Annotated in this window: 17 protein-coding genes; 14 read left to right on the top strand and 3 right to left on the bottom strand. The window is 65.3% G+C overall.

Annotation, left to right across the window (positions count from 1 at the left end; genetic code table 11):
- Positions 1–83 precede the first annotated feature (83 nt).
- From pilM to hemE, 11 genes are all read left to right on the top strand, one after another.
- Positions 84–1,148, top strand: coding sequence for a type IV pilus assembly protein PilM (gene pilM / locus AT700_RS26285; RefSeq protein ID WP_003110888.1), 1,065 nt, complete (start codon positions 84–86; stop codon positions 1,146–1,148).
- On the top strand, positions 1,148–1,744 hold the full coding sequence (gene pilN / locus AT700_RS26280; protein ID WP_003095839.1) for a type 4a pilus biogenesis protein PilN: 597 nt from the start codon (positions 1,148–1,150) through the stop codon (positions 1,742–1,744). Before pilM ends, pilN begins: the two co-directional genes overlap by 1 nt.
- Positions 1,741–2,364, top strand: coding sequence for a type 4a pilus biogenesis protein PilO (gene pilO, locus AT700_RS26275; RefSeq protein ID WP_003103268.1), 624 nt, complete (start codon positions 1,741–1,743; stop codon positions 2,362–2,364). Before pilN ends, pilO begins: the two co-directional genes overlap by 4 nt.
- Positions 2,361–2,885, top strand: a complete 525-nt coding sequence (pilP, locus tag AT700_RS26270; RefSeq protein WP_003095836.1) for a type 4a pilus biogenesis lipoprotein PilP — start codon at positions 2,361–2,363, stop codon at positions 2,883–2,885. The genes pilO and pilP overlap by 4 nt, the downstream gene beginning before the upstream one ends.
- Positions 2,886–2,938: 53 nt before the next feature.
- Positions 2,939–5,083, top strand: a complete 2,145-nt coding sequence (gene pilQ, locus AT700_RS26265; RefSeq protein ID WP_012614629.1) for a type 4a pilus secretin PilQ — start codon at positions 2,939–2,941, stop codon at positions 5,081–5,083.
- Positions 5,084–5,094: 11 nt separating this feature from the next.
- A complete protein-coding gene (gene aroK / locus AT700_RS26260; RefSeq protein WP_003095833.1) occupies positions 5,095–5,613 on the top strand; it encodes a shikimate kinase AroK in 519 nt (172 codons plus the stop codon).
- Positions 5,614–5,662: 49 nt separating this feature from the next.
- On the top strand, positions 5,663–6,769 hold the full coding sequence (aroB, locus tag AT700_RS26255; RefSeq protein ID WP_003107839.1) for a 3-dehydroquinate synthase: 1,107 nt from the start codon (positions 5,663–5,665) through the stop codon (positions 6,767–6,769).
- 6 nt (positions 6,770–6,775) lie between these two features.
- Positions 6,776–8,440 (top strand): AAA family ATPase, encoded by a 1,665-nt coding sequence (locus AT700_RS26250; protein WP_048521720.1) that lies wholly within the window; start codon positions 6,776–6,778, stop codon positions 8,438–8,440.
- A 224-nt stretch (positions 8,441–8,664) separates the two neighbouring features.
- A complete protein-coding gene (gene gltB / locus AT700_RS26245) occupies positions 8,665–13,110 on the top strand; it encodes a glutamate synthase large subunit (RefSeq protein WP_003103700.1) in 4,446 nt (1,481 codons plus the stop codon).
- A 28-nt stretch (positions 13,111–13,138) separates the two neighbouring features.
- Positions 13,139–14,572, top strand: coding sequence for an FAD-dependent oxidoreductase (locus AT700_RS26240; RefSeq protein WP_003095829.1), 1,434 nt, complete (start codon positions 13,139–13,141; stop codon positions 14,570–14,572).
- A 176-nt stretch (positions 14,573–14,748) separates the two neighbouring features.
- Positions 14,749–15,816: a uroporphyrinogen decarboxylase gene (hemE, locus tag AT700_RS26235; RefSeq protein WP_003114569.1), complete on the top strand. Its 1,068-nt coding sequence runs from the start codon at positions 14,749–14,751 to the stop codon at positions 15,814–15,816.
- Positions 15,817–15,936: 120 nt separating this feature from the next.
- Here hemE and AT700_RS26230 read toward each other — a convergent pair whose 3' ends face one another.
- Together AT700_RS26230 and AT700_RS26225 are read right to left on the bottom strand one after the other, a co-directional pair.
- Positions 15,937–16,917 (bottom strand): hypothetical protein, encoded by a 981-nt coding sequence (locus AT700_RS26230; protein WP_003103696.1) that lies wholly within the window; start codon positions 16,915–16,917, stop codon positions 15,937–15,939.
- A gap of 73 nt (positions 16,918–16,990) precedes the next feature.
- Positions 16,991–18,064 (bottom strand): AraC family transcriptional regulator, encoded by a 1,074-nt coding sequence (locus AT700_RS26225; protein WP_003103694.1) that lies wholly within the window; start codon positions 18,062–18,064, stop codon positions 16,991–16,993.
- Positions 18,065–18,175: 111 nt separating this feature from the next.
- On the opposite strand from AT700_RS26225, the gene AT700_RS26220 reads away from it, so the two are divergent.
- Complete coding sequence (locus tag AT700_RS26220) at positions 18,176–19,105, top strand: oxidoreductase (RefSeq protein WP_048521719.1); 930 nt, start codon at positions 18,176–18,178, stop codon at positions 19,103–19,105.
- Between the two features lie 27 nt (positions 19,106–19,132).
- Here the strand turns inward: AT700_RS26220 and AT700_RS26215 are convergent, their stop codons facing one another.
- Positions 19,133–20,449 carry an MFS transporter gene (locus AT700_RS26215; protein ID WP_003103690.1) on the bottom strand — a complete coding sequence of 439 codons (1,317 nt, stop codon included), beginning with the start codon at positions 20,447–20,449 and terminating at the stop codon, positions 19,133–19,135.
- Positions 20,450–20,624: 175 nt separating this feature from the next.
- Here AT700_RS26215 and AT700_RS26210 point away from each other — a divergent pair, with 175 nt between their 5' ends.
- Both AT700_RS26210 and AT700_RS26205 read left to right on the top strand, forming a co-directional pair.
- Entirely contained in the window at positions 20,625–21,530 is a 906-nt protein-coding gene (locus AT700_RS26210; protein ID WP_003095817.1) for a LysR family transcriptional regulator, read from the top strand.
- A 90-nt stretch (positions 21,531–21,620) separates the two neighbouring features.
- The gene (locus AT700_RS26205; RefSeq protein WP_003103688.1) at positions 21,621–22,388 is read left to right on the top strand and encodes a ParA family protein; all 768 of its coding nucleotides are present in this window, start codon (positions 21,621–21,623) and stop codon (positions 22,386–22,388) included.
- The last annotated feature ends 16 nt before the right edge of the window (positions 22,389–22,404 follow it).

Raw genomic sequence — 22,404 nt, 5'->3', positions numbered from 1 at the left:
ATTTGCCTGGCCTTCGGCTCTGGTATCTAATGTGAAAAAAGAAGAATCGTTCGTAAGTATTGAACGCTAATAGGGAATTGGTCGTGCTAGGGCTCATAAAGAAGAAAGCGAACACCTTGCTGGGGATCGACATCAGCTCGACCTCGGTAAAGCTCCTTGAGTTGAGCCGCTCCGGAGGCCGCTACAAAGTGGAGGCCTATGCCGTCGAGCCGCTTCCGCCGAATGCAGTCGTGGAAAAGAACATCGTCGAGCTGGAAGGGGTCGGCCAGGCGTTGTCACGGGTGCTGGTCAAGGCGAAAACCAACCTGAAGTCGGCCGTGGTCGCCGTCGCCGGTTCGGCGGTGATCACCAAGACCATCGAGATGGAGGCCGGGCTTTCCGAGGATGAACTGGAAAACCAGCTGAAGATCGAGGCCGACCAGTACATCCCCTATCCGCTGGAGGAAGTCGCCATCGACTTCGAGGTCCAGGGGCTCTCCGCGCGCAATCCCGAGCGCGTGGACGTACTCCTGGCCGCCTGTCGGAAAGAAAACGTCGAGGTTCGCGAAGCGGCCCTGGCGCTGGCCGGCCTGACCGCCAAGGTGGTCGACGTCGAGGCCTACGCGCTGGAGCGCTCCTATGCGCTGCTGAGCAGCCAGCTGGGTGCCGACACCGACCAGTTGACCGTGGCGGTAGTGGACATCGGCGCGACCATGACCACCCTGAGCGTCCTGCACAACGGACGCACCATCTATACCCGCGAACAGCTGTTCGGCGGTCGCCAGCTCACCGAGGAGATCCAGCGGCGTTACGGACTCTCGGTGGAGGAAGCCGGTCTCGCCAAGAAGCAGGGCGGTCTTCCGGATGACTACGACAGCGAAGTTCTGCGTCCGTTCAAGGACGCCGTGGTGCAGCAGGTTTCCCGCTCGCTGCAGTTCTTCTTCGCCGCCGGACAGTTCAACGACGTCGACTACATCGTCCTGGCGGGCGGTACGGCGTCTATCCAGGATCTCGATCGGTTGATCCAGCAGAAGATCGGCACCCCGACGCTGGTCGCCAACCCGTTCGCCGACATGGCGCTGAACGGCAAGGTGAATGCCGGCGCCCTGGCCAGCGACGCTCCGGCGTTGATGATCGCCTGCGGCCTGGCGTTGAGGAGTTTCGACTGATGGCACGGATCAACCTTCTACCCTGGCGCGAAGAGCTGCGCGAGCAGCGCAAGCAGCAGTTCCTGGTGATTCTTGGCGGCGTCCTGGTGGCATCGGCTGCGCTGGTATTCCTTGGCGACCAGTACTTCACCGCGGCCATCGAGAACCAGAACGCCCGCAACGACTTCCTGCGCAAGGAAATCGTCGTACTCGACGCCCGGATCAAGGAAATCAGCGAACTGAAGTCGCGGCGCCAGCAATTGCTCGAGCGGATGAAGATCATCCAGGACCTGCAGGGCAACCGTCCCATCATCGGACGGGTGTTCGACCAGCTCGTGCGGACCTTGCCCGACGGCGTGTATTTCACCGACCTGAAGATGACCGGCAAGAACATCGCCATCGCCGGCGCGGCCGAGTCCAACAACCGCGTTTCCAATCTCATGCGCAATATGGACGCGTCCGAGTGGCTGACCGCCCCGACCCTGAACGAGGTCAAGGCGGTGACCCAGGGCGCGGTGGACCAGGCCAACGTGTTCCAACTGACCGTGCAGCAGACGCAGCCCGGCGAGGAAGACGCCAAGGCGAAGCATGGGGTTGCGCAAGGAGCCAAGAAATGAGTCTGGCCAGTTCCCTGGAAAGTCTGCGCAAGATCGATATCAACGATCTCGACCTGAACAACATCGGTTCCTGGCCGGCGGCGGTCAAGGTCATCGTCTGCGTGCTGCTGACCGCGGCGGTCCTGGCGCTGGGCTACAACTTCCATCTGAGTGACATGCAGGCTCAGCTCGAACAGCAGGCCGCGGAAGAGGAGACGCTCAAGCAGCAGTTCTCCACCAAGGCCTTCCAGGCCGCGAACCTGGAAGCCTACAAGGCACAGATGAAGGAGATGGAAGAGTCCTTTGGCGCCTTGCTGCGGCAGTTGCCCAGCGACACCGAGGTACCCGGGCTGCTCGAGGACATCACTCGTACCGGCCTGGGCAGCGGCCTGGAGTTCGAGGAAATCAAGCTGCTTCCCGAGGTTGCCCAGCAGTTCTACATCGAGCTGCCGATCCAGATCAGCGTGGTCGGCGGCTACCACGACTTGGCGACCTTCGTCAGCGGCGTGTCCAGCCTGCCGCGGATCGTCACCCTGCATGACTTCGAGATCAAGCCGGTCGCGCCCGGCAGCACGTCCAAGCTGCGCATGAGCATCCTGGCCAAGACCTATCGCTACAACGACAAGGGGCTGAAGAAATGAGAGCCCGCCTGATTCTGAGCAGCCTGCTGCTCGCCAGCCTGGCCGGATGCGGCGGCGGTTCCGATTTCGCCGATCTGCAGTCCTACATGGACGAGGTTCGCGCCCGGCCCAAGGGCACCATCGAGCCGTTGCCGAAGTTCCAGCCGTACGAGGCCTTCACCTATAGCGCCGCGTCGCTACGCAGCCCGTTCCAGCCGCCGGTGAAGATCGACCTGACCGTGCGGCAGAAGGGCAACAAGGTGATCAAGCCCGACGAGACGCGGGTCAAGCAGTTCCTGGAAGGCTTCAACATCGAGACCTTCGAGATGGTCGGCACCCTGTCCAACGCCCAGGGCACCTTCGCCCTGGTGAAGGGCGCGGGTGGCGTGCACCGGGTGAGGGTCGGGGACTACCTGGGGCGCAACGACGGCAAGGTCGTCGGCATCAGCGAAGGAAAAATAGACGTGATCGAAATCGTTCCTGACGGAGAGGGGAACTGGCTGGAGCGTCCGCGCAGCCTGACTCTCAAGGAACGCTCCTGAGGGCGGGGAAAAACATGCATAACCAACAGCAGTCTGTACAACGGAGTCGGACGATGAACAGTGGCCTCTCGCGCCTCGGGATCGCTTTGCTGGCCGCCATGTTCGCGCCGGCATTGCTCGCCGCGGACCTGGAGAAACTCGACGTGGCGGCATTGCCTGGCGACCGGGTCGAGCTAAAGCTGCAGTTCGACGAGCCCGTCGCCGCGCCGCGTGGCTATACCATCGAGCAGCCGGCGCGAATCGCCCTCGATCTGCCGGGGGTACAGAACAAGCTCGGCACCAAGAACCGCGAGCTGAGCGTGGGCAATACGCGCAGCGTCACGGTGGTCGAGGCGAAGGATCGCACACGGTTGATCATCAACCTGACCACGTTGTCGTCCTACACCACCCGGGTGGAAGGCAACAACCTCTTCGTGGTGGTCGGCAATTCGCCGGCCGGCGCCAGCGTCGCTTCCACCGCTCCGGTCAAGGCTAGCCCGGCTCCGGCCAGCTATGCCCAGCCGATCAAACCCAAGCCGTACGTGCCGGCGGGTCGTGCCATCCGCAACATCGATTTCCAGCGTGGCGAAAAGGGCGAGGGCAACGTGGTCATCGACCTGTCCGACCCGACCTTGAGCCCGGATATCCAGGAGCAGGGCGGCAAGATCCGCCTGGACTTCGCCAAGACCCAGCTGCCGGATGCGCTGCGGGTTCGCCTGGACGTCAAGGACTTCGCCACGCCGGTGCAGTTCGTCAACGCCAGCGCGCAATCCGACCGTACCAGCATCACCATCGAGCCGAGCGGGCTCTACGACTACCTGGTCTACCAGACCGACAATCGCCTGACCGTCAGCATCAAGCCGATGACCACGGAAGATGCCGAGCGGCGCAAGAAGGACAATTTCGCCTATACCGGCGAGAAACTGTCGCTGAACTTCCAGGACATCGACGTGCGTTCGGTACTGCAACTGATCGCCGACTTCACCGACCTGAATCTGGTGGCCTCGGATACCGTGCAGGGCAATATCACCCTGCGCCTGCAGAACGTGCCGTGGGACCAGGCGCTGGACCTGGTACTGAAGACCAAGGGCCTGGACAAGCGCAAGCTCGGCAACGTACTGCTGGTGGCCCCGGCCGACGAGATCGCCGCCCGTGAGCGCCAGGAGCTGGAAGCGCAGAAGCAGATCGCCGAGTTGGCGCCACTGCGCCGGGAACTGATCCAGGTGAACTACGCCAAGGCCGCGGACATCGCCAAGCTGTTCCAGTCGGTGACCAGCGATGGTGGCCAGGAAGGCAAGGAAGGCGGGCGCGGCTCGATCACCGTCGACGACCGCACCAACAGCATCATCGCCTATCAGCCCCAGGAGCGACTGGACGAACTGCGGCGGATCGTTTCGCAGCTGGATATTCCGGTGCGCCAGGTGATGATCGAGGCACGCATCGTCGAGGCCAACGTCGGTTACGACAAGAGTCTCGGTGTGCGCTGGGGCGGCGCTTATCACAAGGGCAACTGGAGAGGCTACGGCAAGGACGGCAATATCGGGATCAAGGACGAGGACGGCATGAACTGCGGCCCGATCGCCGGCAACTGTACTTTCCCCACCACGGGAACCAGCAAGTCGCCGTCGCCGTTCGTCGACATCGGCGCCAAGGATGCCACCTCCGGAATCGGCATCGGCTTCATCACCGACAACATCATCCTCGACCTGCAACTGTCGGCGATGGAAAAGACCGGCAACGGCGAGATCGTCTCCCAGCCCAAGGTCGTGACCTCGGACAAGGAAACCGCGAAGATCCTCAAGGGCCAGGAAGTACCCTACCAGGAGGCCAGCTCCAGTGGCGCTACCAGCACCTCGTTCAAGGAGGCCGCGCTGTCCCTCGAGGTGACCCCGCAGATCACCCCGGACAACCGGATCATCGTCGAAGTGAAGGTGACCAAGGATGCGCCGGACTTCGATCGCGCACTGAACGGCGTACCGCCGATCAACAAGAACGAGGTGAACGCCAAGATCCTGGTCAACGACGGCGAGACCATCGTCATCGGCGGCGTGTTCAGCAACACCCAGAGCAAGTCGGTGGACAAGGTGCCGTTCCTCGGCGACCTGCCTTACCTGGGGCGGCTGTTCCGGCGCGATACGGTCTCGGACGTGAAAAACGAACTTCTGGTTTTCCTGACACCGCGGATCATGAATAATCAGGCCATCGCAATCGGTCGCTGATATCGAACAACGTGGTCAACCTGATCCTCGTCGGCCCGATGGGTGCTGGAAAGAGCACCATCGGGCGCCTGCTCGCCAAGGAGCTGCATCTCGCGTTCAAGGACTCCGACAAGGAGATCGAACAGCGGTGCGGCGCGAATATCCCATGGATCTTCGATGTCGAGGGCGAGGTCGGTTTCCGCGAGCGCGAGCAGGCCATGCTCACCGAACTCTGCGCCGCCGACGGCATGGTGATCGCCACCGGCGGCGGGGCGGTGATGCGCGACGGTAACCGCCAGGTGCTGCGCGCCGGTGGCCGGGTTGTGTACCTGCATGCCTCGGTCGAGCACCAGATCGCGCGCACGGCGCGGGACCGCAACCGCCCCTTGTTGCAGAAGCCCAACCCGGGACAGATCCTCCGCGACCTGATGGCGCTGCGCGATCCGCTCTACCGCGAAATCGCCGATGTGGTGGTGGAGACCGACGAAAGGCCGCCGCGCCTGGTCGTCCAGGAAATTCTCGAACGCCTGCGCAAGTTGCCGCCCCGCTGAGGCGCGGCGAATTGCGTTATCCTATTGCCCTTTCCTGTCTGGGGGCCTCATGCGCACACTTCACGTCGATCTAGGCGAGCGTAGCTATCCCATTTACATCGGTGAAAACCTGCTGGGCGACGCCCGCTGGTTCGCGCCGCATATCGTCGGTCGCCGGGTCGCGGTGATCAGCAACGAAACGGTCGCTCCTCTCTATCTGGAAACCCTGCTCAAGGCACTGCAAGGCCATGAGGTCACCCCTGTGGTGCTGCCCGACGGCGAGGCCTACAAGCAGTGGGAAACCCTGCAACTGATCTTCGATGCCCTGCTGAAGGAGCGGCATGACCGCAAGACTACCCTGATCGCCCTGGGCGGCGGCGTCATCGGTGACATGGCCGGTTTCGCCGCGGCCTGCTACCAGCGTGGGGTCAACTTCATCCAGGTGCCGACCACCCTGTTGTCCCAGGTCGACTCCTCGGTGGGCGGCAAGACCGGGATCAACCATCCGTTGGGCAAGAATATGATCGGTGCGTTCTACCAGCCCCAGGCGGTGGTCATCGACACCGCGTCGCTGAAGACGCTGCCGTCCCGCGAGCTGTCCGCCGGGCTGGCGGAGGTGATCAAGTACGGTTTCATTTGCGACGAACCGTTCATCACCTGGCTGGAAGAGCACATGGATGCCTTGCTGGCACTGGAGCCGACCGTTGTCACCGAGGCCATCGAGCGCTCTTGCGCGGCGAAGGCCCGCGTGGTGGGCGCCGACGAGCGCGAGTCGGGCGTGCGTGCCACGCTGAACCTCGGCCATACCTTCGGTCATGCGATCGAGACCCAGCAGGGTTACGGCGTCTGGCTGCACGGCGAAGCGGTAGGGGCGGGAACCGTGATGGCACTCGAGATGTCGCATCGGTTGGGTTGGCTGAGCGCCGCCGAGCGCGATCGCGGTATCCGCCTGCTGCGCCGGGCTGGCCTGCCCGTGGTACCGCCGGCCGAGATGACGGCGGAAGATTTTATGGAACACATGGCCGTCGACAAGAAAGTGCTCGATGGCCGCCTGCGTCTGGTTTTGCTGCAAGGACTGGGGAATGCCGTGGTCACCGGCGATTTTCCCCGTGAGATCTTGGACGCGACCCTGCGCACCGACTATCGGGCCTTGGCCGACCAGCTTGGAGATGAATGAGGTCCCATGACCAGCTTGCATGCCGATGAGGCCTTCCTGGGCCACTACCAATTCAGTCACGACCCGTTCGCGCCGCGCGTTCCGGGTTTCAAGTTCTTCCCGGCGCAGCGCAAGCCGGTGCTCGGCCAGTTGCACCATCTGGCCCGCTACAGCCAGCTCCTGCTGCTGGTCACCGGGCCCCTGGGCAGCGGCAAGACCCTGCTGCGCCAGGCGCTGGTGGCCAGCACCAACAAGGATGCGGTCCTCAGCGTGGTGATCTCGGCGCGCACCGCCGCCGACGAGACTTCGTTGCTGCGCCAGGTGGCGCAGGGCCTGAGCATCAACCAGGCGAGCCTGGAGGCGATCCTGACCAAGGTGGCGCAGCTGGCGATCACCGGGCAGGACGTCTACCTGATGGTGGACGATGCCGAACAGCTCCAGGACAGCGCGCTGGAAGTGCTGTTGCTGCTGGCTTCCGGCACCAACGAGGGACGCCTGCATGTATTCCTGTTCGGTGAGCCGTCGTTGCTGCCGCGCCTGGAGGTGTTTTCCGAGGGTGAGGAGCGCTTCCATGCCATCGAATTGCAGCCATACAGCGAAGAGGAAACCCGCGACTACCTGGCCCAGCGTCTCGAGGGCGCCGGGCAGGGCATCGAGCTGATTTCCAACGACCTGCTGGTGGACATCCACGAGCAGTCGGAAGGCTGGCCGGGAGCGATCAACCAGGTCGCCCGCGATGCCCTGATCGAAGCGATGCTGGCCAATCGTGGCGCAGCGCGCAAGGCAACCGGAGGGTCTTTCAACTTGCCCAAGAAGCATCTGGTGATTCTTGCGGTCGTGGCCATCGGCGTGATCGCCGCCTGGTTCATGCAAGGCAAGAGCAAGCCGGAGGCGCCGCAGACCGCCTCTACCGAATTGTCCATGAATGGTGGTACGCCGGCCCAGGCCCAGCAGCCGGGCAGCGGCCCGGCCGTGGAGTTCAACGGCTCCAGCCAGCCGTTGCCGCTACCGTTGGTCGGCGAGTCGCAGCCGGTCATTCGCGAGCCGCTGGCCCAGGCCGCCGGGCAAGGTGGCGACGACGAAGGCGGCCTGCCGTCCGCCGCGGTGCCGCCTACCGTTTCCAGCTCGGCTCCTCCGGTGACGCCGCTGGCCAACAACGGCGTCACGCCGATGCATCCGGTGCCGCCGGCGCCGACCGAACCGACCGCGCCTGCGGCGACCCCGACTCCGGCGCAGACCCCGGCACCGGCCGCGCCGGTCGCCAGCGCCCCGGCCAGCAAGCCGGCCCCGGCTCCGGCCAAGCCGGCGGCCAGCAAGCCGGCGGCCAGCAAGCCGGCCACCACCGCCGCGGCGAAGCCGGCCCCGGCTCCGGCCGCCAAGCCGGCCAGCGGTGGCGGTGCGGGAAGTCAGTGGTATCGCAACCAGTCTGGTGGTAACTTCGCCCTGCAGATCCTCGGTACCGGCTCCGAAGCCAATGCCCAGGCGTTCATTCGCCAGCAGGGCGGCGGCGATTTCCGCTACTTCAAGAAAACCCTGCAAGGCAAGCCGTTCTACGTCGTCACCTATGGCAGCTTCCCGAACCGTGCCGCCGCCCTGGCCGCAGTGAAAAAACTGCCGTCCAAGGTGCAGGCCGGCAAGCCGTGGCCGCGTACCTTCGCCAGCATCCAGCAGGAGATCGGCCAGGCGCATTGATCCGACCTGCCGTCGCCTCTTGACGAAACTCGCTAGTCGTTAGCATGACCGGCGGGTTTCGTCTTTCATTTTGGCGACATTGAATTTCATTTTCTCGCCGCAAAATTTGTGAGGCCTTGTGCACCTATGTACAATGGCCTCCCTTTGCCTGTCGAAAACTCGCCGCATGAGCGGGTGACAGGCGAAGTAGATGACTAAAAAAGTTTTGCCGGTGAGAGTTCCTTATGAAAGCAGGTCTGTACCATCCTGAAACGTTCAAGGATAACTGCGGATTTGGCCTGATCGCCCATATGCAGGGCGAGCCGAGCCATCAACTTCTGCAAACCGCAATCGAAGCACTGACCTGCATGACCCACCGCGGTGGGATCAATGCCGATGGCAAGACCGGGGACGGCTGCGGGCTGCTGATCCAGAAGCCCGACCTGTTCCTGCGTGCCGTCGCCAGGGAAGCCTTTTCTGTCGACCTGCCCGAGCAATACGCGGTGGGCATGGTGTTCTTCAACCAGGACCCGGTGAAAGCCGAGGCGGCACGCGAGAACATGAATCGCGAGATCGTCGCCGCCGGACTGGAGCTGGTCGGCTGGCGCAAGGTGCCGATCGATACCAGCGTTCTCGGCCGCCTGGCGCTGGAGCGCCTGCCGCAGATCGAACAGGTGTTCATCGGCGGCGCCGGCCTGAGCGACCAGGACTTCGCCATCAAGCTGTTCAGCGCACGGCGCCGCTCGTCGGTGGCCAACGCCGCCGACAGCGACCACTACATCTGCAGCTTTTCGCACAAGACCATCATCTACAAGGGCCTGATGATGCCGGCCGACCTGGCCGCCTTCTATCCGGACCTTGGCGACGAGCGCCTGCAGACCGCGATCTGCGTATTCCACCAGCGCTTCTCCACCAACACCCTGCCGAAATGGCCGCTGGCGCAGCCGTTCCGCTTCCTCGCCCACAACGGCGAGATCAACACCATCACCGGCAACCGCAACTGGGCCCAGGCGCGGCGGACCAAGTTCACCAACGAACTGATCCCCGACCTGGAAGAGCTCGGCCCGCTGGTGAACCGCGTCGGCTCCGACTCGTCGAGCATGGACAACATGCTCGAACTGATGGTCACCGGCGGCATGGACCTGTTCCGCGGCCTGCGCATGATCATCCCGCCGGCCTGGCAGAACGTCGAAACCATGGACGCCGACCTGCGCGCGTTCTACGAGTACAACTCGCTGCACATGGAGCCCTGGGATGGCCCCGCCGGCGTCGTGCTGACCGACGGTCGCTATGCCGTCTGCCTGCTCGACCGCAATGGCCTGCGCCCGTCGCGCTGGGTCACCACGAAGAACGGCTACATCACCCTGGCTTCGGAAATCGGCGTCTGGGACTACAAGCCCGAGGACGTCATCGCCAAGGGTCGCGTCGGCCCGGGGCAGATCCTCGCGGTGGACACCGAGACCGGCCAGGTCCTGCACAGCGACGACATCGACAACCGCCTGAAGTCGCGCCATCCCTACAAGCAGTGGCTGCGGCAGAATGCCCTGCGCATCCAGGCGACCCTGGACGACGACCATGGCGTGGCCAGCTACGACGCCGACCAGCTCAAGCAATTCATGAAGATGTTCCAGGTCACCTTCGAGGAGCGTGACCAGGTGCTGCGTCCGCTCGGCGAGCAGGGCCAGGAAGCGGTGGGCTCCATGGGCGACGATACGCCGATGGCGATCCTCTCCCGGCGCATCCGCTCTCCGTACGATTACTTCCGCCAGCAATTCGCCCAGGTCACCAACCCGCCGATCGACCCGCTGCGCGAAGCCATCGTGATGTCCCTGGAAACCTGCCTGGGCGTCGAGCAGAACATCTTCGAGGAAGCCCCGCACCATGCCAACCAGGCGATCCTCACCACTCCGGTGATCTCGCCGGCGAAGTGGCGGACCATCATGACCCTGGACCGCCCGGGCTTCGACCGCCACTTCATCGACCTCAACTACGACGAGTCGATGGGCCTGGAGGCCGCGGTGCGCAACATCGCCGACCAGGCCGAGGAGGCCGTGCGCGGCGGCAAGGTGCTGCTGATCCTCAGCGACCGCCATATCGCTCCCGGCAAACTGCCGGTGCATGCTGCCCTGGCCGTCGGCGCGGTGCATCACCGCCTGGTGCAGACCGGGCTGCGCTGCGACTCCAACATCCTGGTGGAGACCGCCACCGCCCGCGATCCGCACCATTTCGCGGTGCTGATCGGCTTCGGCGCCTCGGCGGTCTATCCGTTCCTCGCCTACGAGGTGCTGGCCGACCTGATCCGCACCGGTGAAGTGCTGGGCGACCTCTACGAGGTGTTCAAGTACTACCGCAAGGGGATCTCCAAGGGCCTGATGAAGATTCTCTCGAAGATGGGCATCTCCACCGTCGCGTCCTACCGTGGCGCGCAGCTGTTCGAGGCGGTGGGCCTGTCCGACGAGGTCACCGACCTGTGCTTCACCGGAGTCGCCAGCCGCATCCAGGGCGCGCGCTTCGTCGATATCGAGAACGAGCAGAAGCTCCTGGCCGCCGAGGCCTGGAGCAACCGCAAGCCGATCCAGCAGGGCGGCTTGCTGAAGTTCGTCTATGGCGGCGAATACCACGCCTACAACCCGGATGTGGTGAATACCCTGCAGGCTGCCGTGCAGCAGGGCGACTACGAGAAGTTCAAGGAATACACCGCGCTGGTGGACCAGCGCCCAGTGTCGATGATCCGCGACCTGTTGCAGGTGAAGACCGCCGCGCAGCCGCTGGCGCTCGACGAGGTGGAGCCGCTGGAAGCCATCTTCAAGCGCTTCGATGCCGCCGGGATTTCCCTCGGCGCGCTGTCGCCGGAGGCCCACGAGGCGCTGGCCGAGGCGATGAACACCCTGGGCGGTCGCTCCAACTCCGGCGAGGGCGGCGAGGACCCGGCGCGCTACGGCACGCTGAAGAGTTCGAAGATCAAGCAGGTGGCTACCGGCCGCTTCGGCGTGACCCCGGAATACCTGGTCAACGCCGAGGTCCTGCAGATCAAGGTGGCCCAGGGTGCCAAGCCCGGCGAGGGCGGCCAGTTGCCGGGCGGCAAGGTCAACGGCCTGATCGCCCGCCTGCGCTATGCGGTGCCCGGCGTGACCCTGATCTCGCCGCCGCCGCACCACGACATCTACTCCATCGAAGACCTGGCGCAGCTGATCTTCGACCTCAAGCAGGTCAACCCGCAGGCGCTGGTATCGGTGAAGCTGGTATCCGAGCCGGGCGTCGGCACCATCGCCGCCGGCGTGGCCAAGGCCTATGCGGACCTGATCACCATCTCCGGCTACGACGGCGGTACCGGCGCCTCGCCGATCACCTCGATCAAGTACGCCGGCTCGCCCTGGGAACTGGGCCTGGCGGAAACCCACCAGACCCTGCGCGGCAACGACCTGCGCGGCAAGGTCCGGGTGCAGACCGATGGCGGCCTGAAGACAGGCCTGGACGTGATCAAGGCGGCCATTCTCGGCGCCGAGAGCTTCGGCTTCGGCACCGCGCCGATGATCGCCCTGGGCTGCAAGTACCTGCGCATCTGCCACCTGAACAACTGCGCCACCGGCGTGGCGACGCAGAACGACAAGTTGCGCAAGGACCACTTCATCGGCACCACCGCGATGGTGATCAACTTCTTCACCTTCATCGCCACGGAAACCCGCGAGTGGCTGGCGCGCCTCGGCGTGCGCAGCCTGGGCGAGCTGATCGGCCGCACCGACCTGCTGGAGATCCTCCCCGGCGAGACCGCCAAGCAGCAGAATCTGGATCTCGCTCCGTTGCTGGGCAGTGAGCTGATCCCGGCCGACAAGCCGCAGTTCTGCGAGGTGGAGAAAAACCCGCCGTTCGACCAGGGCCTGCTGGCCGAGAAGATGGTCGAGCTGTCGAAGGCCGCCATCGAAGGCCTGAGCGGCGGCGAGTACGAGCTGGACATCTGCAACTGCGACCGATCCATCGGCGCGCGGGTATCCGGCGAGATCGCCCGCCTGCACGGCAACCAGGGCATGGCCAAGGCACCGGTGGTGTTCCGTTTCAAGGGCACCGCGGGACAGAGCTTCGGCGTGTGGAACGCCGGTGGCCTGCACCTGTACCTGGAAGGCGACGCCAACGACTACGTAGGCAAGGGCATGACCGGCGGCAAGCTGGTGATCACCCCGCCCAAGGGCAGTCCGTTCAAGACCCAGGAATCGGCCATCGTCGGCAACACCTGCCTGTACGGCGCCACCGGCGGCAAGCTGTTCGCCGCCGGAACCGCCGGCGAGCGCTTCGCCGTGCGCAACTCCGGTTCCCATGCGGTGGTGGAAGGTACCGGCGACCACTGCTGCGAATACATGACCGGCGGTTTCGTCTGCGTGCTGGGCAAGACCGGCTACAACTTCGGCTCCGGCATGACCGGGGGCTTCGCCTACGTCCTCGACATGGACAACACTTTCGTCGACCGCGTGAACCACGAGCTGGTGGAAATCCAGCGGATCAGCGGCGAGGCGATGGAGGCCTATCGCAGCCACCTGCGCAAGGTCCTGGTCGAGTACGTGAACGAAACGGCAAGCGAGTGGGGCGCGAACATCCTGGAAAACCTGGATGACTACCTGCGTCGGTTCTGGCTGGTGAAACCGAAGGCGGCCAGCCTCGGTTCGCTGCTGACCAGCACCCGTGCCAACCCGCAATAAGCGCCCGAAGTTGTGATGAGGTTTCGATATGTCTGAACGTCTGAATTCCGACCGCCTGAACAACGACTTCCAGTTCATCGAAGTCGGGCGCAAGGACCCGAAGAAGAAGCTGCTGCGCCAGCGCAAGCGCGAGTTCGTGGAGATCCACGACCTGTTCAAGCCGCAGCAGGCCGCCGACCAGGCCCACCGCTGCCTGGGCTGCGGCAACCCGTACTGCGAGTGGAAATGCCCGGTGCACAACTTCATCCCTAACTGGCTGAAGCTGGTTTCCGAAGGCAACATCCTGGCCGCCGCCGAACTGTCGCACCAGACCAACACCCTGCCGGAAGTCTGCGGCCGGGTCTGCCCGCAGGATCGCCTCTGCGAGGGCGCCTGCACCCTCAACGACGGTTTTGGCGCGGTGACCATCGGCTCGGTGGAGAAGTACATCACCGATACGGCCTTCGCCATGGGCTGGCGTCCGGACCTGTCCAAGGTCAAGCCGACCGGCAGGCGCGTCGCGGTGATCGGCGCCGGCCCGGCCGGCCTCGGCTGCGCCGACGTGCTGGTGCGCAACGGCGTGACCCCGGTGGTGTTCGACCGCAACCCGGAGATCGGCGGCCTGCTGACCTTCGGCATTCCCGAGTTCAAGCTGGAGAAGCACGTCCTCAGCCGTCGCCGCGAGGTGTTCACCGGCATGGGCATCGAGTTTCGCCTGAACACCGAGATCGGCAAAGACGTGACCATGGAGCAGTTGCTCGATGAGTACGATGCCGTGTTCATGGGGATGGGCACCTACACCTACATGAAGGGCGGTTTCCCCGGCGAGGACCTGCCGGGCGTACACGACGCCCTGGACTTCCTGATCGCCAACGTGAACCGCAACCTCGGCTTCGAGAAGTCGGCCGAGGACTTCGTCGACATGAAGGGCAAGCGCGTGGTGGTCCTGGGCGGCGGCGACACCGCGATGGACTGCAACCGCACTTCGATCCGCCAGGGCGCCAAGTCGGTGACCTGTGCCTATCGCCGTGACGAAGAAAACATGCCGGGCTCGCGCAAGGAAGTGAAGAACGCCAAGGAAGAGGGCGTGAAGTTCCTCTTCAACCGCCAGCCCATCGCCATCGTCGGCGAGGACCGGGTGGAAGGCGTGAAGGTGGTCGAGACCCGTCTCGGCGAGCCGGACGCCCGCGGCCGCCGCAGCCCCGAACCGATCCCCGGTTCCGAGGAGATCATCCCGGCGGAAGCCGTGCTGATCGCCTTCGGCTTCCGGCCGAGTCCGGCGCCGTGGTTCGAGCGCTTCGAGATCGCCACCGACAGCCAGGGCCGCGTGGTGGCTCCGGCGCAGGCGCAGTTCAAGCACCAGACCAGCAACCCGAAGATCTTCGCCGGTGGCGACATGGTCCGTGGTTCCGACCTGGTGGTGACGGCGATCTTCGAAGGACGTACCGCGGCCGAAGGCATCCTCGACTACCTTGGCGTCTGATCCGCGGCGCCACCGGCGCTGCGACAAATCACCGCGATAGACAAAAGGCACGGCCCCCGCCGTGCCTTTTGTTTTGTGCTTTGCGACAATAGCGGCCCTTTTCGCCCGCCGGCCTGTGGATAACCCCCTTCCGCACGCGCCCGCGTGAAGCCAGCAGCCTTTGATCGGATGCCGTTATGACTGCCCTGAAGAACGACCGCTTCCTCCGCGCCCTGCTCAAGCAGCCCGTCGATGTCACCCCCGTCTGGATGATGCGCCAGGCCGGTCGTTACCTGCCGGAATACCGTGCCACCCGTGCCAAGGCCGGCGATTTCATGAGCCTGTGCATGAACCCGGAGCTGGCCTGCGAAGTGACCCTGCAGCCGCTGGACCGTTACCCGCAGCTGGACGCCGCGATCCTCTTCTCCGATATCCTGACCATTCCCGATGCCATGGGCCAGGGCCTGTACTTCGAGACCGGCGAAGGCCCGCGCTTCCGCAAGGTGGTCTCGTCGCTGGCCGACATCGAGGCGCTGCCGGTTCCCGATCCGGAACAGGACCTGGGCTATGTGATGGACGCCGTGCGCACCATCCGCCGCGAGCTGAACGGCCGCGTACCGCTGATCGGCTTCTCCGGCAGCCCCTGGACCCTCGCCACCTACATGGTCGAGGGCGGCTCGAGCAAGGACTTCCGCAAGTCCAAGGCGATGCTCTACGACAACCCCAAGGCCATGCACGCTCTGCTGGACAAGCTGGCGCAATCGGTGACCAGCTACCTCAACGGGCAGATCCACGCCGGCGCCCAGGCGGTGCAGATCTTCGACTCATGGGGCGGCAGCCTGTCGGCGGCGGCCTACCAGGAGTTCTCCCTGGCCTACATGCGCAAGATCGTCGATGGATTGATCCGCGAGCACGACGGACGCCGGGTGCCGGTGATCCTCTTCACCAAGGGAGGCGGCCTGTGGCTGGAGTCGATGGCCGAGGTCGGCGCCGAGGCGCTGGGCCTGGACTGGACCTGCGACATCGGCAGCGCCCGGGCCCGTGTCGGTGAGCGCGTAGCCCTGCAAGGCAACATGGATCCTTCGGTGCTCTACGCCAATCCGGCGGCGATCCGCGCCGAAGTCGCGCGGATCCTGGCGGCCTACGGCAAGGGTACGGGGCATGTGTTCAATCTCGGCCACGGCATCACCCCGGAAGTCGACCCGGCCCATGCCGGCGCCTTCTTCGAGGCGGTGCACGAGCTGTCGGCGCAGTACCACGGCTGAGCCGGAACGAAAGAAGGGGAGCCGAGGCTCCCCTTTTTCATGCGCGGGCCGACGGCCCTCCGGCGCGTTGGCTGGCGGGGTCGCGCCGGTGGCGTACCCGCCCTACGCAACCCGCCCGGCTCAACTGCTTACCTTGCCGGTGCGGTCGTTGATCACGAACAGCTTGCCGTTGGCGTCGCGCACGAGGATTTCCGCGCCCGGCTGGCCATCCATGTCGGCCACCGAATCGATGCTGTAGTTGACGTCGCCGATGCGGTAGTCGCTGCTGGCGCCGCTGGCGTGGTGGATGACCCGCACCTTGCCCTGCATCACCACGATCAGCTCGTTGCCCGGCTTGCCGTCGGTGTCCGCGGTGCCGCCATAGAGTGCCCAGGCGCTGGCGCCGATGTTGTATTCCTTGCGGGAACTGGCGTTGCTGATCACGTAGATGCCGGTGCTGGTGCGGCCGATGATCTCCGCGCCGGGCTGGCCGTCGAGGTCGGCGATCTGTGCGAGCGCGTGGTAGCCGCTGAAGGTGAAGTCCTTGGCGCCACTGGTGCGCGGGTCGATGACCTTGACGCCGTTGCCCATGTTCAGCACCAGTTCCTTGCCCGGCGCGCCGTCCACGTCGGCGACGTCGAACAGGCCCCAGGTGCCGTTGTAGCTGAAGGTGGCGTCGCGTTGCGTACGGGTGCGATCGAATACGGTGCGCACGCCGTTGCCGATGCTGAGGATGACTTCGTCGCCGGCGACGTTGTCGACGTCGGTGGCGCGCATGATCGCCCAGGAGACGTTGCCTACCGGGTACTTGCGCTGGGTGGTGCTGGCGTGGGAAACGATCACCAGGTCGGGACCGGCCTTGACCAGGATTTCCGCGCCGGGCTGGCCGTCGGTATCGGTGGCGCCGAAGACCGACCAGACCACGTTGCCGAAGCTGTAGTTGCGGGTGCTGCCGCCTTCCACCACCTGCAGGTTGGCGCCGTCGCGGTAGACCGCGGCGAGCTGGCCGTTGCCCCGCAGGTCCCAGGTTCCTACCAGAACGCCGGCCGCCTGGGCTGCGCTGGCGCAGAGGGAGAACAGTGCCGTGCCGAGCAGGCAGGCGCGCTTGATCGCTGGTTTCATAAAGTCCCTTTCATATCGCTGTCGAGGCCGGCCGGATGCCGGCCGCAGCAGCATAGAACAGCGCTTGCTGCGCTCAAGGGAAACGCGAGGGATTTGTCGAGCGCTTGGCATTTGTTCGTGAAACTGGTTGCCCGCCCAGCAGGCGGGCGCGGGTGTCGCTCGGCGGCTCGCCGGTCCAGCGCTTGAAGGCGCGGGTGAAGTTGGTTGGATCGCTGTAACCCAGGTACAGGGCGATACGCTGCAACGACACCTCGGGACGCCGCAGCAATCGCAAGGCCTGGCGCTGGCGAGCCTGACCGAGCAACTGGCGAAAGCTGGTGCCGGCGTCATGCAGATGCCGCTTGAGGCTGCGGCTGGACAGGTGCAGGCGCGCGGCTACTTCCTCCAGGTTGGGGAAGCGCTGTTCCTGGCGTTCCAGCTCCAGCCGCACGCGGGCGCAGATGTCCCGGCGGCCGGCATCGAGCAGCGCCAGTTCGCGCTCGCAGTGTTCGCGGGCGCGGCGCAACGCAGCCGGATCGGCCATCGGTAGCGAGCGGGCGAGCAGGATGGCGGGGAACACCAACTGGACGTGGGCCTGGTCGTAGCGGCACTGCGGCAGCGGCACAGGCACGGCAGGTTCGGGGTAGTCGAAGTCGAGCCTGCCGACCAGGGCCGGTTCGCCGAGCAGCCAGGCGCCGGAGCGATACAGGCCGATCAGCAGGGCTTCGCTGAAGTACCGGTGCAGCGCCGGCGGGAGCGCAGGGCCTGGCAGCAGGCGCAGGATCACCTGCTCGTCCTCGCGCAGCAGGCTGATTTCGACGTTGCCCTGCAGCAGCGGCATGTAGCGCAGCGCCAGGCACAAGGCATCGCCGAGCGTCGCCGAGGCCATCATCGCGTAGCCCAGGCTGCCATGGGCGGTGGGAGGCGTGCGCAAGGCGAGCTGTGCGCCGAGGCCGGGGTCGCCGCTCAGCGCGAGCGCCGTGGCGGCGATCGCCTGGTACTGCTGCGATGTGACGCGTGCTTCCGGCTCTTCCAGTCGCAGCGTCGACAGACCGATTTCCCGCAGCAGCGCACGTCCGTCCAGGCCGCGTTCCTCCAGCAGGCCGAGCAGCAGGCGCGGGTAGGCGGCGGTGATGGTCGGTGCGTCGGAGTCCGTGCGGCGGCTCATGCTGGCGTGTCCTGGCCCGAAATGATCGGCAGTCTGGTGCGAGCGCGTCTGCCGCTGCATTGGCTGGTGCCGCGATACTGCCCGGCAACGCAGTCAAGCGGAGAACGAGCGATGCATCCCTGGGCACGACGCAACATTCCACAACTGGCCGGGCGCCTGGCGCTGGTCACCGGCGCCAACAGCGGCCTGGGTTGGCAGGCGGCGCGCACGCTGGCCGGCAAAGGGGCGACCGTGGTGATGGCCTGCCGCAATCGCGAACAGGCGGAGCGGGCGCGGCGGGCGATCCTCGACGAGTATCCCCAGGCACGCCTGGAGCTGGCCGATCTCGACCTGGCCGACCTCGCCTCGATCCGCGCCTGCGCCGCCGGTTTCCGTCAGCGCCACGAACGCCTCGATCTCTTTTTCAACAACGCCGGAGTGATGTTCCTGCCCCTGCGGCGTACCCGCGACGGTTTCGAGATGCAGATGGGCACCAATCACCTCGGCCACTTCGCCCTTACGGGACTGCTGCTGGAGTCGTTGCTGGCCGCTCCACGGCCCAGGGTGGTGGGCATGACCAGCGGTTTCAACCAGTTCGGCTGGCTGCCGCTCGACGACCTCAACGCCGAGCGCGGCTACAACCGCTATCTCGCCTATTGCCACAGCAAGCAGGCCAATCTGCTGTTCAGCCTGGAGTTGCAGCGCCGCGCCGGCCAGCGGGGCGTGCTTCTGCAGAGCCTGGCGGCGCATCCGGGCTACGCGGCGACCAACCTGCAGTACGCGGCGCCGGCGATGTCCGGTTCGCGCCTGGGACGCTGGGCGATGAAGGTGGCCAACGGAGCGTTCGCGCAATCGGCGGAGATGGGGGCGTTGCCGGCACTTTCCGCGCTGACCGAACAGCGCTGGTATGGCGGCGCCTATGTTGGCCCGGATCGCTGGCTGGAAACCCGCGGTTATCCGGCGGCGGCGCGGATTCCGCGGAATGCGCGCGACCTGGGGCTGGCCGCGCGGCTGTGGGCGCTATCGGAAGAACTGACCGGAGTACGCTTCTGGTCGGAGTGAAGGCGCCGGGAGACCGGCGCATCGAACTCAGTGGGCGGCCTGCGCCAGGGTGTTGCCAGGCAGGGCCGGCAGGCGCGCCAGGTGCAGCGAGACCAATACCGCGACCACCAGCAGCGAGCCGATGAACAGCCCGATGCCGTTCCAGCCGTAGTAATGCCAGAACACCCCGCCGAGGGTGCCGGCCAGGCTCGAGCCGACGTAGTAGCTGAACAGGTAGAGCGACGAGGCCTGGCCCTTGGCGCGCAGGGCGCGGCGCCCGATCCAACTGCTCGCCACCGAGTGCGCGCCGAAGAAGCCGAAGGTGAATAGCAGCAGGCCGGCGAGCATCAGCGGGATCGGCTCGAACAGGGTCAGCAGCAGGCCGCCGAGCATCAGCAGGATGACCGCCCAGAGCACCTTGCGTCGCCCCAGCTTGTCGGCCAGCGAACCGACCCAGGCCGAGCTGTAGATGCCCGAGAGGTAAACCACCGAGAGCACGCCGACCACCGCCTGGCTCATGTGGTAGGGCTCGGCCAGCAGGCGGTAGCCGATGTAGTTGAACAGGGTGACGAAGCTGCCCATCAGCAGGAAACCGATCAGGAACAGCCAGGGCAGTCCGGCGTCGCGGAAGTGCAAGCGGTAGCCGTTGAGCAGGGTCGCCGGCTTCAGCGGTGCCGGCCGGAAGTGTTTCGATTCGGGCAGCACGCGCCAGAACACCAGCGCGGCGACCAGGGCCAGGCCGCCGAGGACCGCCAGTGCGGCATGCCAGGAGATGAAATCGACCAGGACGCCGCTGATCAGGCGTCCGCTCATCCCGCCGATGGCGTTGCCGCCGATGTACAGGCCCATCGACAAGCCGATGTGCTGCGGATGGATCTCTTCGCTGAGATAGGTCATCGCCACCGCGGCCAGGCCGCTCAAGGACAGCCCGACCAGCGCGCGCATCAGCAGCACGCCATGCCAGGTGGGCATCACCGCGCTGCCGAGGGTGAACAGCGCGGCGGCCAGCAGCGAGACGACCATCACCGGCTTGCGACCGATCGCGTCGGAGATCGGGCCGGTGACCAGCAGGCCAAGGGCGAGCATGGCGGTGGCGACGGACAATGCCAGGCTGCTTTCCGCGGCGCTGATGGAAAACGCCTTGGACAGCACCGGCATCATCGGCTGGATGCAGTAGAGCAGGGCAAAGGTGGCGAAACCGCCGGAGAACAGCGCCAGCGAGGTGCGCATGAACTGCGGGGTGCCTTTCTCGATATAGCGTTCGACTTCGGTGGCGGCTTCCAGCACCTCGTTGGCTGCTTCGCGGGCCGCCTCGATTAACGCGGGTTCTTCTTCGGCCTGTGGCCGGACTTGCGGATTGCTCACGGGGCACCTCTGGGGTCGGTGGCGAGCAGGCACAACGAGGCCGCGCCACCTGGATTTCAGGGACAAGGGGTCGTTGTTGGAGGTTATGTGGCAAAGGATATAGATAGGTTTATATGATTTCCAATATATTGATCGACACGATTGATATGTAAAAAGACCTAATTGGAGGGGCCGCGTGGAACTCAGGCACCTGCGCTATTTCATCGCCGTCGCCGAGGAGCTGCACTTCGGCCGCGCCGCCGAGCGCCTGGGGATCTCCCAGCCGCCGTTGAGCCAGCAGATCCAGGCGCTGGAGGAGGAAATCGGTGCGCGCCTGTTCGAGCGCACCAACCGCCGCGTCGAACTCACCGACGCCGGCCGGCTGTTCCTCGACGAGTCCCGCCAGGTGCTGGCCCAGGTAGACAAGGCGGTGTTGCTGGCGCGTCGGGCCCACCTGGGGGAACTGGGCGAGCTGAAGATCGGTTTCACTTCCTCGGCACCCTTCACCTCGACCATACCCAGCAGCATCCATGCCTTCCGCAAGGCCTATCCGGACGTACACCTCGACCTGCAGGAAATGAGCAGCCGCCAGGTACTCAAGGCGCTGCTCGAGGAAAGCCTGCAGGTGGGCGTGATCCGCCCGCTGGCGCTGCCGGATGCGGTGCATTGGGTGGAGTTGTTCCGCGAACCGCTGGTGGCGGTGCTGCGGGCCGACCATCCGCTGGCGGCCGGCAGCGAGGATGGCCTGGCCATCGCCGCCCTGGCCGAGGAGCCCTTCGTGTTCTTCCCGCGCAGCTACGGCACCGGGCTCTACGACCAGGTCATCGCCCTGACCCGACAGGCCGGCTTCAGCCCGCGCATCGCCCAGGAGGCCAGCGAGGCGATGACCATCATCGGCCTGGTCTCGGCTGGACTGGGGGTGTCGATCCTGCCGGCGTCGTTCCGCCGCACCCGGGTCGACGGCGTGGTCTACCGCACCCTGAGCGATCCCGAGGCGACGACTGCGGTATGGCTGGTCCGTCGGCAGAACGAGGGCTCGCCGCTGGCGCTGTCCTTCATCGACCTGGTGACCCGTGAGGCGGCCAGCCTGCGCCGGCGCTGAACCGCTCTACGTCAGGACCGAGACGGCGCTCGCGCTTGCCCGCGGCTTTGCCTATCATCCGGGATCAGGCTCGGCTCACGGAGATTTCCCATGCGGCGCGTGGTGTTCAATCAGAAAGGCGGGGTAGGCAAGTCCAGCATCGCCTGCAACCTGGCGGCGGTCAGCGCGGCGGAGGGCTATCGCACCCTGCTGGTGGACCTGGACGCCCAGGCCAACTCCACGCACTACCTGACCGGACTGACCGGCGAGGACCTGCCGGTGGGGATCGCCGACTTCTTCAAGCAGACCTTGTCTTCCGGGCCCTTCAGCAAGAAGGGCAGGGTCGAGATCTACGAGACGCCGTTCGACAACCTGCACATCGTCACCTCCAGCCCCGAACTGGCCGACCTGCAGCCGAAGCTGGAGTCGAAGCACAAGATCAACAAGCTGCGCAAATTGCTGGACGAACTGGACGAAGACTACGACCGGATCTACCTGGATACCCCGCCGGCACTGAATTTCTACACGGTATCTGCGCTGATCGCTGCCGATCGCTGCCTGATTCCCTTCGATTGCGACAGCTTCTCCCGCCAGGCGCTGTATGGCCTTCTCCAGGAGATCGAGGAACTGCGTGACGACCACAACGAAGACCTGCAGGTCGAGGGCATCGTGGTCAACCAGTTCCAGCCGCGCGCCAGCCTGCCGCAGCAACTGCTCGACGAGCTGGTGGCGGAGGAACTGCCGGTGCTGCCGGTGTACCTGATGAGTTCGGTGAAGATGCGCGAGTCGCACCAGGCTTGTACCCCGCTGATCTTCCTCGAACCGCGGCACAAGTTGACCCAGCAGTTCGTCGAGTTGCACGGGCTGCTCGAAAGCTGAGCAGCCTCTGCGGCAG

It is taken from the genome of Pseudomonas aeruginosa (assembly GCF_001457615.1).
Classification (GTDB): domain Bacteria; phylum Pseudomonadota; class Gammaproteobacteria; order Pseudomonadales; family Pseudomonadaceae; genus Pseudomonas; species Pseudomonas aeruginosa.
The sequence above is the reverse complement of the archived record's forward strand: the minus strand, read 5'-3'. Positions and strand labels throughout refer to the sequence as shown.